This is a genomic window from Neoaquamicrobium microcysteis (assembly GCF_008180155.1).
Lineage (GTDB): Bacteria > Pseudomonadota > Alphaproteobacteria > Rhizobiales > Rhizobiaceae > Aerobium > Aerobium microcysteis.
In genome coordinates this window covers 430,001-443,631 of sequence record NZ_VSZS01000067.1, presented here as the reverse complement: position 1 = coordinate 443,631, position 13,631 = coordinate 430,001, and the positions used below count along the sequence as shown (strand labels likewise).

The following is a 13,631-nucleotide window of genomic DNA, read 5'->3' as shown; positions in this document are numbered from 1 at the left end:
GGGAGGCCCGTGCCGCCTCGCCCGGCGTTGGAGAAAGATGCGCGATGCGTGACACGGCCGCAGGCCCGCGCCTATTGCTGAGACGGCTTCGCGAACTCATGGCCGAAGCGCTCGAGCCGCAGGCACGGCTCGACCGGATCGTGCATCACATCGCCCAGAACATGGTCGCCGAAGTGTGCTCGCTCTACGTGCTGCGGGCCGACGGCGTGCTGGAGCTCTACGCCACCGAAGGTCTCAACCCCGGCTCGGTCCACCTTGCCCAGCTGCGGCTGGGGCAGGGTCTCGTCGGCACCATCGCCGCAAGCGCGCGGCCGCTGAACCTTTCGGACGCGCAGAAGCACCCCGCCTTCGCCTACCTGCCGGAGACGGGCGAGGAAATCTACAACTCCTTCCTCGGCGTGCCGGTGCTTCGTGCCGGACGTACGCTCGGGGTGCTGGTGGTGCAGAACCGCACCATGCGCCAGTATCGCGAGGACGAGGTGGAGGCGCTGGAAACGACCGCGATGGTGATCGCGGAGATGATCGCCACGGGCGACCTCTCGCGGCTGACGCGGCCCGGCCTCGAGCTCGACCTGTCGCGGCCGGTGACCATCAAGGGCATGAGCTTCAACGAGGGCGTCGGGCTCGGCCATGTGGTGCTGCACGAGCCGCGCATCGTCGTCACCAACCTCTTCAACGAGGACAGCGACGAGGAACTCCAGCGGCTGGAGACGGCGCTGGGCTCGCTGAGGCTCTCCATCGACGACATGCTTTCTCGTCGCGAGGTGGCTTTCGAGGGCGAGCACCGCGAGGTGCTGGAAGCCTACCGGATGTTCGCCAACGACCGGGGCTGGGTGCGCCGGCTGGAGGAAGCCGTTCGCAACGGCCTTACTGCGGAAGCGGCGGTGGAAAAGGTGCAGAGCGACATGCGTGCGCGCATGATGCACATGACCGACCCCTATCTGCGCGAGCGGATGAGCGATTTCGACGATCTCGCCAACCGGCTGCTGCGCATGCTGATGGGACACGGGCCCGAAGCGCTGGCGGGCCAGCTGCCGCGCGACGCCATCATCGTGGCGCGCTCGATGGGCGCGGCGGAGCTGCTGGACTATCCGCGCGAGAAGCTGCGCGGGCTGGTGCTTGAAGAAGGCGCCGTCACCAGCCACGTCGTCATCGTCGCGCGTGCGATGGGCATTCCCGTCACCGGGCAGATGAAGGGCGCGGTCTCCATGTCGGAGAACGGCGACGCGATCATCGTTGATGGCGAGGACGGGGTGGTACACCTGCGTCCGCAGTCCGACGTCGAGGCGGCCTATGCCGAGAAGGTGCGGTTCCGCGCCCGCCGGCAGGAACTCTATCGCGAGCTGCGCGACAAGCCGTCCGTCACCCGCGACGGGGTGCATATCGACCTGATGATGAATGCGGGTCTCGCGGTCGACCTGCCGCAACTGGCCGAATCGGGCGCCGCGGGCATCGGCCTGTTCCGCACCGAGCTGCAGTTCATGGTGGCCTCGACCTTCCCGCGTGCCGAGGCGCAGGAGAAGCTCTATCGCGATGTGCTGGACGCGGCGCGCGACAAGCCGGTGACCTTCCGCACCATCGACATCGGCGGCGACAAGGTGCTGCCCTACTTCAAGGGTGTCGGGCAGGAGGAAAATCCGGCGCTGGGCTGGCGCGCAGTGCGCCTGACGCTCGACCGGCCGGGCCTGTTGCGCACGCAGATGCGCGCCCTGCTGAAGGCTGCCGGCGGGCGCGAGCTGCGCGTGATGCTGCCCATGGTGACCGAGCTTTCCGAGATCAGGCAGGCGCGCGAGATCATCGACAAGGAAGTGCGGCATCTGTCGCGCTTCGCCCATCATCTGCCGACGAGCCTCAAGCTCGGCGCGATGATCGAGGTGCCGTCGCTGATGTGGCAGCTCGAGGAGGTGATGGGGGCGGTGGACTTCGTCTCCGTCGGTTCCAACGACCTGTTCCAGTTCGTCACCGCCACCGACCGGGGCAATACCCAGCTTGCCGGCCGTTTCGACCCGATCTCGGTGCCTTTCCTGCGGCTTTTGCGGCAGATCGCGCGGACCGGCGAAAAGACCGGCACATCGGTGACGCTGTGCGGCGAACTGGCCGGCCGGCCGATCAGTGCGCTCGCGCTTCTGGGGATCGGCTATCGGGCCATATCGATGTCGGCGGCGGCGATCGGCCCGGTTAAGGCGATGCTGACCGAGCTGACGCTCGGCGAGCTGACCGCGCTGATGGACGAGACGCTGGATGCGCCGACCAGCGACAGGGACGTGCGCGCCATGCTGCACGAATTCGCGTCCGCGCACGACATTCCTCTTTGAAGGATATTCCATGATCGAACTGCCACGCGACCGGATGGACCAGGTCCTGAAACGCTTCGAAATGCTCGAGGCGCAGATGGCGGCCGGGCCGGAGCCGGACGTCTACGTCAAGCTGGCTTCGGAATATTCCGATCTTCAGGAGATGGCTGCCAAGATCAAGGAACTGCGCGGCGCGGAAGGCGAGCTGGCCGATCTGGAAGCGATGCTCGCGGACAAGACGATGGACGCGGACATGCGCGCGCTGGCCGAGGCCGACATGCCGGGCGTGGAAGAGCGCATCGAGGCGCTGCAGAAGGACATCCAGGTTCTGCTGCTGCCCAAGGATGCCGCAGACCAGAAGAACGCCATCCTCGAAATTCGCGCCGGCACCGGCGGTGACGAGGCCGCCCTTTTTGCCGGCGATCTCTACCGCATGTACGAACGCTACGCCTCTTCTAAGGGCTGGAAGGTGGAGCTCGTTTCCGCCAGCGAGGGCGAGGTCGGCGGTTTCAAGGAAATCATCGCGTCGGTGTCGGGCAAGGGCGTGTTCGCGCATATGAAGTTCGAATCGGGCGTGCACCGGGTCCAGCGCGTGCCGGAGACGGAGGCGGGCGGCCGCATCCACACCTCGGCGGCTACGGTGGCCGTGCTGCCGGAGGCCGAGGACGTCGACATCGAAATCCGCAACGAGGATATCCGCATCGACACGATGCGCGCCTCGGGTGCGGGCGGCCAGCACGTCAACACGACCGATTCGGCCGTGCGCATCACCCACCTACCGACGGGGATCATGGTGGTGTCGGCGGAGAAGTCGCAGCACCAGAACCGCGCCAAGGCGATGCAGATCCTGCGTGCGCGGCTCTACGACATGGAGCGCGAGAAGGCCGCGGGCGAGCGCTCGGAGGCGCGGCGGCTTCAGGTGGGCTCGGGCGACCGCTCGGAACGCATTCGCACCTACAATTTCCCGCAGGGCCGCGTGACCGACCACCGCATCAACCTGACTCTCTACAAGCTCGACCGGGTGATGATGGGCGAACTCGACGAGATCGTCGATGCGCTGATCGCCGACCACCAGTCGAAGCTGCTGACGGAGATGGGGTAGGGCTGGTGCCTCTCGCGCCACGAATTACCCCCACCCCTTACCCCTCCCCTCAAGGGGGAGGGAGGTTCTGTACACGACCTGCCAAAGTCTCCCTCTCCCTTGAGGGGAGGGGTAAGGGGTGGGGGTCCGAAATGGACGCCAGCTTCTGCTCTGGGATGGCGCATGGCTGAGGATGGCATCAGGCCGGCGCTTGGAGCTCTCCTGCGCCACATACGGACGGCACTCCAGGACGACGGCAGGCCGGACGCGGCGCTCGAAGCACGGCTGATCGTCGAGCATTTTACCGGCACCACGCGGTCGGATGCGGTGCTGGACCCCGAGCGGGCGGTTTCGCAAGACAGGGTCGATGCGGCGCTGGCGGCGCTCGAACAACGGCTGGCGGGGGAGCCGGTTCACCGCATCATCGGTGCGCGCGACTTCTACGGCATGCGGCTGGCGCTGTCCGCCGGCACACTGGAGCCACGGCCGGACACCGAGGCGCTGGTCGACCTGGTGCTGCCGCATGCGAGGGCCATGGCCGAACAGCATGGCGCGTGCCGTATCCTCGACATGGGCACCGGCACCGGCGCGATAGCGCTGGCGCTGCTGAGCCAGGAAGCGCGTGCGCGGGCCGTCGGCACCGATATTTCGAACGATGCGCTTGCAACGGCTGCCGCCAATGCCGATATGACCGGTAACGCAGGACGCTTCCTGGCGGTGCGGTCGAACTGGTTTTCAGCGATCGACGGGCGATTTCACATCATCGTCTCAAATCCGCCCTATATAGCGTCGAACGATATTCCGTCACTGGAGCGCGAGGTGCGGGACCATGATCCGCTTGCCGCGCTGGACGGTGGATCCGATGGACTGGACGCGTATCGTGCGATTGCCGCAGGCGCAGCACGGCATCTAGAAGATAACGGCATCGTGGCGGTAGAAATCGGATACGACCAGAGCGAAACCGTGCCGGCCATTTTCAAGAGCGAAGGTTTCATGCGGGCAGGTGCAGCACACGATCTCGGTGGGGTGTTGAGAGCCTTGGCCTTCCGCCGCTGAGTGCGGATTGGCGCAGTGCAAAAAACCGCTTGGCAAGGATGGATATTGAAGATAGTTTCCCGCTACCGGATGAGACGAAGCAGGCAGTGCTGTTATCGATTCGGTTCCCAAGGAACAAACTGCCTTCTTGCGTGAAAGACGCCTTGACTTCGTGCGGGGAACGTCCGGCAAGTAACATGAATCGAAACAGGGATCGACGTGGCGGTGGCGCGGTTCCCGCGGCTGGTCGCCAACACCAAACGTGAAGCAGGTGGCTATGGCCGCCTCTCCGGAACGACAGCATTCTCAAAAGAAGAGATACTAATGAGGCCACAGCAGAACAGGCGCATGCGGGGACGCGGCGGGAACAACAACAATAACAATAACAACAATCCCAACCGCAAGGGCCCCAACCCGCTAACCCGCAGCTACGAGAGCAACGGCCCGGACGTCAAAATCCGCGGGTCCGCGCAGCAGATCGCCGAAAAATACACCACGCTCGCCCGTGACGCCCAGAGCTCCGGCGACCGCGTTATGGCTGAGAACTACCTTCAGCACGCCGAGCACTACAACCGCATCATCATGGCCGCGCAGGAACACATGCCGCAGCAACAGGTGCGCAACCAGCGTGACGAGGACGATGAAAACGAGGATGGCGACGAGGGCTACACGTCCTCCGGCAACGAGCAGCCGTCCCAGCAGCATCAGAACCGCAACAACGAGCGCCACAACAACCGCAACGGCGAACGCAACAACGACCGCCAGAACGGCGCCGGCCCGCAGCCGGTGATCGACGGCGTACCGGCCGAAGTGGCGCTGAAGCAGGGCTCGATGGAGCAGGCTCCGGCCGCCATTGAGGCCGGGCAGGCTGACGAAGCGCCCGCATCCGGCGAGGAAGCGCAGGGCGAGGCCGCCCCGCGCAAGCCGCGCCGTCCGCGCCGCCCGCGCGTGAAGGCAGGCGAGGCCGCCGGTGAAGAGCAGCCTTCTGGCAGCGAAGAGCCGGTCACCGAAGCCGCGCAGTGAGTGCGCGACGATGAACTTCGAGGAACGGCGGGCTTGTCCCGCCGTTTTTCGTTTTTGCGGGCATTTCTCGTCTTGAGGTCATGGGAAAACATACCCATATCCGCCGCAACTGGGCCTGCCGCAGCGGCTACTTGACTTTCGTCATTGTCCTTGGGGGTCCGTCACCTAAAATCTGATCCGATGCCGCGTAGCGGGTCGGTGACGGAATGGAGACGCAAATGAACATCGAGAAATACTCCGAGCGCGTTCGGGGCTTCATCCAGTCGGCCCAGACCCTCGCGCTTTCGCGCAATCACCAGCAGTTCACGCCCGAACACATCCTCAAGGTGCTGATCGACGACGAGGAAGGCTTTGCCGCCTCGCTGATCGAGCGTGCCGGCGGAAAGCCGAAGGATGCGCGCCTCGGCGTCGAGGCCGCGATCGAGGCGCTGCCGAAGGTGGAAGGCGGCAACGGGCAGCTCTACCTCGCCCAGCCGCTCGCCAAGGTGTTTTCCACCGCCGAGGATCTGGCCAAGAAGGCCGGCGACAGTTTCGTGACCGTCGAGCGGCTGGTGCAGGCGCTGGCGATGGAGAAGTCGGCCAAGAGCGCCGACATCCTCGCCAAGGCCGGCGTGACGCCGACGGCGCTCAACCAGGCCATCAACGAGATCCGCAAGGGCCGCACTGCGGATTCGGCCTCTGCCGAGCAGGGTTACGATGCGCTGAAGAAGTATGCGCGCGACCTGACGGCAGACGCCCGTGCGGGCAAGCTCGACCCTGTCATCGGGCGCGACGACGAAATCCGCCGCACCATCCAGGTGCTGTCGCGGCGCACCAAGAACAATCCGGTGCTGATCGGCGAGCCGGGCGTCGGCAAGACGGCCATCGCCGAGGGCTTGGCGCTGCGCATCGTCAACGGCGACGTGCCCGAATCGCTCAAGGACAAGCAGCTGATGGCGCTCGACATGGGCTCGCTGATCGCCGGCGCGAAATATCGCGGCGAGTTCGAGGAGCGGCTGAAGGCCGTGCTGTCTGAAGTGCAGTCGGCCGACGGCAACATCATCTTGTTCATCGACGAGATGCACACGCTGGTGGGCGCGGGCAAGGCGGACGGCGCGATGGATGCCTCCAACCTGCTCAAGCCGGCGCTGGCGCGCGGCGAACTGCACTGCGTGGGTGCAACCACGCTGGAGGAATACCGCAAGCATGTCGAAAAGGACGCGGCACTCGCCCGCCGCTTCCAGCCGGTGTTCATCAAGGAGCCGACGGTCGAAGATACCATCTCAATCCTGCGCGGGCTTAAGGAGAAGTACGAGCAGCATCACGAGGTGCGCATTGCCGACTCCGCGCTCGTCGCGGCGGCGACCTTATCCGACCGTTACATCAGCGACCGTTTCTTGCCCGACAAGGCGATCGACCTGGTCGATGAAGCCGCATCGCGCGTGCGCATGCAGGCGGATTCCAAGCCGGAAGACCTTGATGAGGTCGATCGGCGCATCATGCAGCTCAAGATCGAGCGCGAAGCTTTGAAGAAGGAGACGGATGCCGCTTCCCGGGACAGGCTGGTGCGCATCGAAGAGCAGCTTGCCGGCCTGGAAGAAGAATCGGCCGCCAGGACCGCCAAGTGGCAGGCCGATAAGCAGGCGCGCGGACAGGCCGCCGATCTGAAGCGCCAGCTTGACGATGTGCGCAACGAACTCGCCATCGCGCAGCGTCAGGGCGAGTTCCAGAAGGCGGGCGAACTGGCCTATGGCCGTATCCCCGAGCTGGAGAAACGCCTCGCCGAAGCCGAGTCACAGGAAGCTGAACTTTCGTCTGGCGGCGAGACTGTAACATCCGGCGAAATCGCGCACATCGTGTCGCGCTGGACCGGCATTCCGGTCGACAAGATGCTGGAGGGCGAGCGCGAGAAACTGCTGCGCATGGAAGACGAGATCGGCCGGCGCGTGGTGGGGCAGGGCGAGGCGGTGCAGGCCGTGTCGAAGGCGGTACGGCGCGCGCGCGCGGGCCTGCAGGATCCGAACCGGCCGATCGGCTCGTTCATGTTCCTCGGACCTACCGGTGTCGGCAAGACCGAGCTGACCAAGGCGCTGGCCGCGTTCCTGTTCGACGACGAGACGGCGATGGTGCGCATCGACATGTCGGAGTTCATGGAGAAGCACTCGGTCGCCCGGCTGATCGGCGCTCCTCCCGGCTATGTCGGCTATGAGGAAGGCGGCGCGCTGACGGAAGCCGTGCGGCGCAGGCCGTATCAGGTGATCCTGTTCGACGAGATCGAAAAGGCGCATCCCGATGTCTTCAACGTGCTGCTGCAGGTGCTGGACGACGGACGGCTGACCGACGGGCAGGGCCGCACGGTCGATTTCCGCAACACGCTCATCATCATGACGTCGAACCTCGGCGCGGAATATCTCGTCTCGCTGGCCGAGAACGAGGACGTGGACAAGGTTCGCGATGAGGTGATGGGGGTCGTCAAGGCGTCGTTCCGGCCGGAATTCCTCAACCGCGTGGACGAGGTGATCCTGTTCCATCGCCTGCGCCGGCAGGATATGGGCCGCATCGTCGAAATCCAGCTCAAGCGGCTGGAGGGCCTGCTCGCCGACCGCAAGATCGTGCTCGACCTCGATGCCGACGCGATCCAGTGGCTGGCCGACAAGGGCTACGACCCGGCCTATGGCGCACGCCCGCTCAAGCGCGTGATCCAGAAGGAGCTTCAGGACCCGCTGGCCGAGAAGATCCTGCTGGGCGACATCCTCGACGGGTCGACGGTGAAGATCACCGCCGGTTCGGACCGGCTGAACTTCCGCTCGAAAGTGAATGCCGTCGGCGAGGACGCCGAGGCGGCTTAGGCCATGATGCCGAAAAGTGGGAACCGGTTTTCGGACGACATCATGGTCTAACCTGTTGGTTTAGCCGCATGTATGCGACGCCGGGTGATTCCACCCGACTGCAACATGCTCTAGGCCGAACGATCACCGTAGACACAAAAGCCCTCGCGAAAGCGGGGGCTTTTTTTGGTTGCGTACCGGCGACGTGCTCGCGAAATGCGCGAAACTTCTTCCGCTTTCCCCTTTTCGGGTGAGGACGACCTCGGGCGAAAACACTCTTATCCCCCTCCGTGCGAGGGACCAGATGAGCTCGATATCCGTCTTCACCGCGATTGCAGGCGCCTATGCGCTGGTGGCGGCCCTGCCGGGCGCGAACTTCCTCGTCGTCAGCCAGGTCAGCCTGACGGAGAGACGGTGCCACGCGGTTCTCTCGGCAGTTGGCGTCGCGGTGGGCGCCGCCACGCTTTCAGGTTTCGCCCTTTCCGCCGGACAGGCGCTGGCATCCGTCGATGCGATGCTGTGGGCGCTGAACCTCTGCTTCATTCTCGTGCTCGGCTATATGGGAGCCAGCCTGCTGTGGTGCAGCGTGCTGGCCCCGAACATGCCTGCTCCCTCGGCGATCTCGGGCCTGTCCTGTTTCAGGATCGGACTGGTCACCGCAGCCACCAACCCGATCACCGCCGCGTTCTTCCTCGGTATGGCCGTCACGCCGGCTTGCGCTGGCGGCGGCTGTTCGCCGCTTCTGGGCGCGTCGGCGGTATTCGCGGTCGCGCTGTGCTGGTTCGGCGCGGTCGCACTGGCGTTCTCGGCAGAGCGGCTGCGCCGGCTGCACCTGCGCGTTCGCCCCTGGCTGAATGTCGTGCTGGGAGGTGCATTTCTCGCCATGGCGGCCAATGCCTATGCGGCCATGTAGCTGGAAAGGCTCTAGTCGCTCCGCTTGCCCAGCGTGTCGGCCATGAAGGCGCCGCGCTTTCCCATGGGCTGCGGTGCGCCGTCGGTGGAATCCACCGCTGTCTGATGCTCCATCTCCGCATTCAGCTTGGCGCCGAGAATAAGGATGATGACCGATATCCACGTCCACATGAGAAAGCCGATGATCGCGCCGAGCGATCCGTAGGTCGCCTCATAGTCGGCGAAACTCTGAAGGTAGAACGAGAACCCCCACGAGGCGAAAACCCAGATCAAGGTGGCGACGGTGCTTCCCCAGGTGAGCCAGCGCCACTTCGCCGGTTCTCGGCTGGGGCCGTAGCGGTAGAGCAGGGTAATGCCGGACCCGATGATGAGAAACAGAACCGGCCAGCGAAGCGCGCCAATCAGCAGTTCCGACCAGCTTCCCAGCCGCAGGATGGCGAGGACGACGGGCACCACGCCGATCGCCGCGATCAGGATGGCGGCTGCGAACATCGCGCCGAGCGTGAAGCCGAATGCGATGAGGTTGAGCTTGAGGAAGGAACGCTTCTCGTTCTCGCCGTAGGCGATGTTCAGAGCCTCGAACAGCGACTTGACCCCGTTGTTGGCGCTCCAGAAAGCGACGAGCAGGCCGAACAGGATGCCGAAGCCAAGCGCGCCGCTGTCCTGGGTGGCCAGGCTTTCGAGCCGGTCGGCGATGATCTGCAGGCCCTCCGCCGGCACGAGCGCTCCCAAAGTCGCCACGTGCTGCGTGACGGTGGAGACATCGGCGAACAAACCATAGGCGGAGACGAAGGCGGTCAACGCCGGAAACAGCGCCAGCAACAGATAGAAGGTCGCGCCGCCTGCAACCAGCATCACGCGATCCTCGTTGACGGACCGCCACATGCGGCCGGCTATATCCATCCAGCCGCGGGCCGGTATCTGCGACGGCGAGACAGCGCGGCGGCCCCGGTCGTCGTCAATCCTGTCATGTTCAAGCTTTTGCGAACGCATAGTCTTGGCGCAACCCCTCCAGTCCATACTCATTGGGGAATAGCCGGGCGGCGGTGAGGTTCCGTAATTTGCGGACAAGATGCGTCGGAAGGCCGATGCGTCAGAAACGTCCACGTTATCGGGGCCGCGAGGGCAGCAGGGTTACCGGATCGTTAACCGGTTGTTCGCCATCTTCATGTCCCGTTCATGTCGCATCGTTCACAAATCATCAGGCATGCAGGGTAATTGGGACAAACAGGAATGATCGGCAGACTTCTCTCTTTCACGGCAGTTTTGTTTGTGGGCCTCGCCGTCGAGGCCAACGCGCAGCCGCGCGAGGTCGAGATATTCTACGATCAGTATGGCCGCCAGGTTCTGCTGGACCCCTATACGGGCGAGGTGGTCGAAATCCGCGAGCCGCGCGGATCGTTCCGGCGCTTCGAGGAGGAGCCGATCTACCGCCCGCGCTACGATGTCGAGCCGCCGCGCGACGACTTTGCGCGGGCACACCGCGAGGAACGGATGCGCCAGCTCGGCCGCGAGCCCTATCCTTCGATGGACCCGCTTCCCCGCTACGACGATTTCCGCCGCCTGCCGGAGCCGGTCTATCCGCAGGACGATTACGGCTATGAGGACGAATTCGCCCGTGAGGACCCGTGGTACCGGCCCGATCAGCCGCCGGTGCAGAACGACACGATCGAACGGCGGTCGCTGGACGAGAACGACATGGTCGCGATCCCCGACGACCGGCAGCCCGGATCGATTATCGAACAGCCTCCCGCAACGGGTTCGCTGCCGGACGTCACCCAGCAGCCCGAGCCCGGCCGCGCCGGCGCGACCGAGGAGATCGCGAAGATACAGGTGCTGCTCGATCGTGTCGGCGCCTCGCCGGGCGTGATCGACGGGCGGATCGGCGACAACGTCAACAAGGCCATTGCCGCCTATCGCGAACTGACGGGCGAGACGCTTCGCACCTACGATCAGGAATATGTGGAGGCGCAGCTGCAGGCGACCGGCGGCGACGCGTTCCAGAACTACGAAATCACCGCGGTCGATGCGGCCGGTCCGTTCGTGGCGTCCATCCCCGACGATTACGGCGAGAAGGCCCAGATGGAGCGCATGGGCTTCGTGTCGGTGACCGAAATGCTGGCCGAGCGCTTCCATATGGACGAGCGCTACCTCGTCGCACTGAACCCCGGCGTCAATTTCGACCGGCCTGGTACGATCATCCGCGTTGCCAATGTCGGCAAGCAGCGCACCGCAAAGGTGACGCGCATCGTCGCCGACAAGGGCAAGCGGCAGGTTCGCGCCTATGGCGAGGATGGAAAGCTGGTGGCGATCTATCCGTCGACCATCGGCTCGGCGGCGACGCCTTCGCCGACCGGCACCCACAAGGTGGAGCGCATCGCGCTGGACCCGGAATACACCTACAATCCGCGGATCAATTTCCAGCAGGGCAACAACACCAGCGTGCTGCGCATCCCGCCGGGACCGAACGGACCTGTCGGCACGGTGTGGATCGCGCTGTCTAAGCCGACCTACGGCATCCACGGGACTCCGGAGCCGTCGAAGATTGGCAAGACCGAATCCAATGGCTGCATCCGGCTGACCAACTGGGACGCGCAGGAGCTCGCCAAGATGGTGCAGGTCGGCGCGACTGTGGAGTTCGTAGAATAGCCGCTGGCAATTGGCGCTTGGCCTGACCGCATCTCAGCGCGGCTCAGGCCATCTTCGCTACTCCCCGCCAAGCCTCGCGCTGGCGAGCTTCAGGCCGGGCGATTCCTGCTCTTTCAGCAATGTGTCGATACGCTCGCGCTCGGCGAGGAAAGCTTCGAGCTCCTCGCCGTTCAGCACGCGCTCGACCGGCAGGCGCACGCGCATCGGATCGACCTTGGTGCCGTTGACCATCAGCTCGTAGTGGAGGTGGTTGCCGCTCGACAGGCCGGTAGAGCCGACATAGCCGATGACCTGGCCCTGCCGGATGCGCGCGCCGGCGACCACGCCTTCGGCGATGGCGTGCTGGTGGCTGTATGAAGTCTTGTAGCCGTTCGCGTGGCGGATGATGGTCTGCCGGCCGTAGCCGCCGCTCCAGCCGGCTTCTTCAACCACGCCGTTGCCCGATGCGATGATGGGCGTGCCGCGAGGGGCTGCCCAATCGACGCCGGTGTGCATGCGGGTGTAGCCCAGGATGGGATGCCGCCGGCCGCCGAAGCCAGACGTGAAGCGCCCGTTCGGCACCGGGTTGCGCAAAAGGAACTGCCTTGCGCTGCGGCCTTCCTCGTCGAAGTAGTCGATGACGCCGTCTTCCATCTGGAAGCGGTAGAAGGTGCGCGTGTTGCCGCCGAACGTCGCCTGCACGTAGAGCAGTTCCGAATCGTCGGTGGCCATGTTTTCCGAATCGGGCTGCGAGAAGAAGACATCGACGCGGTCGGTCGGGTTCAGCCTCGCCTGATAATCCACGTCCGAGGCCAGCAGCCGGATAAGCTGGCGCGTCATCTGCCGCGACATCCCGTAGGAATAGGCCGCCCGGTAGACGCCGTCATAGACGGTGGGAAGGTCGCCGCGCGCCCGAACGACCGGCGGATCGAGGTCGAATGCGGCGAGCACCGCCGGGTTGGGCTCGGGCTCGCTGGCCCTGACATACTGGCGCCTGTCGTTCAGCGCGATGGTCATGATGTGACGGCGGCCATCGTAAAGGCTGGCGCGCACGATATGGCTGATGTCGTCCCGCGTCTCGATGCCGAGGCGCATGACGTGACCGGCCTTGATGGTTTCAGACCGCAGCAGCGTTGCGAAGGCTTCGGCCATGCCTTCCGAATCCGAACCGGAATAGCCGGCCTCGTCCATCGCCTCGCCGATCTCGCGCTCTATGCGGAAGGGGATGATGTCTTCGGCGTAGCTGTCGGCCGTCGCGCCCTCGAAGCCGCGTGCGGCGACCGAGACGTTTTCGGGAACGATGCGGATGCCGTAGGAGGCGCCGAGCGTCCGGGTGGCGAGCGTTTCGCCGAAGCGCTGCGGATCGACATAATGAAGAGCGGCGACCTGGACGTCGCCGTCGGTCAGGATCGCGCCGATGTTGCGCACCACGCTCTCGACCTCTTCTGCCGACAGCGCGCTGCTTTCCTCGAAAGATGCGGTCTCGATCGGAAAGTCGATGGTGCGAAGGCTGACTTCGCTGTCGACCTTGGCACCGTAGATGACGCCGGTGCTGGGGGCGGCGGCCTGCGCCGCGCCGTCTTCGGCGAAAACTTCCAGCGGATCGAACGGCGGATAGTTGCGGCTTGTGGTGTGGCCGGCGGCCAGAGCCATCTTGACCTGGACGAAGGGGACGGTGCGCACCACGTCGCGATCGCCCGACCGGGTCATGGTGGACACTTCCATGCGCCGGCGGTCGCTGGCGTTGGTGAGCGTGCGCGGGGCGACCAGCCGGTCGGCCTTGGCTGCGTCGGCCCTGTCGGCGCCGTTGTCCAAGGACGCAAGGTTGAGAATTTCGGGCGGCGTCGCCAG

At 65.0% G+C, this 13,631-nt stretch carries 9 protein-coding genes (1 of these 9 cut by a window edge); 7 read left to right on the top strand and 2 right to left on the bottom strand.

Going from position 1 to position 13,631, the window contains the following annotated elements:
- Positions 1-44: 44 nt before the first annotated feature.
- From ptsP to FY036_RS20815, 6 genes are all read left to right on the top strand, one after another.
- On the top strand, positions 45-2,315 hold the full coding sequence (ptsP, locus tag FY036_RS20840; protein WP_148916677.1) for a phosphoenolpyruvate--protein phosphotransferase: 2,271 nt from the start codon (positions 45-47) through the stop codon (positions 2,313-2,315).
- 10 nt (positions 2,316-2,325) lie between these two features.
- Positions 2,326-3,396, top strand: a complete 1,071-nt coding sequence (gene prfA / locus FY036_RS20835) for a peptide chain release factor 1 (protein ID WP_148916676.1) — start codon at positions 2,326-2,328, stop codon at positions 3,394-3,396.
- A gap of 162 nt (positions 3,397-3,558) precedes the next feature.
- A complete protein-coding gene (gene prmC, locus FY036_RS20830) occupies positions 3,559-4,431 on the top strand; it encodes a peptide chain release factor N(5)-glutamine methyltransferase (RefSeq protein WP_148916675.1) in 873 nt (290 codons plus the stop codon).
- A gap of 303 nt (positions 4,432-4,734) precedes the next feature.
- A complete protein-coding gene (locus FY036_RS20825) occupies positions 4,735-5,433 on the top strand; it encodes a DUF4167 domain-containing protein (RefSeq protein WP_148916674.1) in 699 nt (232 codons plus the stop codon).
- Positions 5,434-5,651: 218 nt separating this feature from the next.
- Complete coding sequence (gene clpB, locus FY036_RS20820) at positions 5,652-8,261, top strand: ATP-dependent chaperone ClpB (protein ID WP_148916673.1); 2,610 nt, start codon at positions 5,652-5,654, stop codon at positions 8,259-8,261.
- A gap of 283 nt (positions 8,262-8,544) precedes the next feature.
- Positions 8,545-9,153: a LysE family transporter gene (locus FY036_RS20815; protein WP_148916672.1), complete on the top strand. Its 609-nt coding sequence runs from the start codon at positions 8,545-8,547 to the stop codon at positions 9,151-9,153.
- A gap of 11 nt (positions 9,154-9,164) precedes the next feature.
- Here FY036_RS20815 and FY036_RS20810 read toward each other — a convergent pair whose 3' ends face one another.
- Positions 9,165-10,145: a YihY/virulence factor BrkB family protein gene (locus FY036_RS20810; RefSeq protein ID WP_148916671.1), complete on the bottom strand. Its 981-nt coding sequence runs from the start codon at positions 10,143-10,145 to the stop codon at positions 9,165-9,167.
- A 240-nt stretch (positions 10,146-10,385) separates the two neighbouring features.
- Here FY036_RS20810 and FY036_RS20805 point away from each other — a divergent pair, with 240 nt between their 5' ends.
- A complete protein-coding gene (locus FY036_RS20805; RefSeq protein ID WP_148916670.1) occupies positions 10,386-11,801 on the top strand; it encodes a L,D-transpeptidase in 1,416 nt (471 codons plus the stop codon).
- Positions 11,802-11,858: 57 nt separating this feature from the next.
- Here FY036_RS20805 and FY036_RS20800 read toward each other — a convergent pair whose 3' ends face one another.
- Positions 11,859-13,631, bottom strand: partial view of a M23 family metallopeptidase gene (locus FY036_RS20800; RefSeq protein WP_148916669.1) — the 3' portion only. It continues 189 nt past the right edge of the window; only the last 1,773 of its 1,962 coding nucleotides appear in the window; its start codon lies off the right edge, out of view; its stop codon occupies positions 11,859-11,861.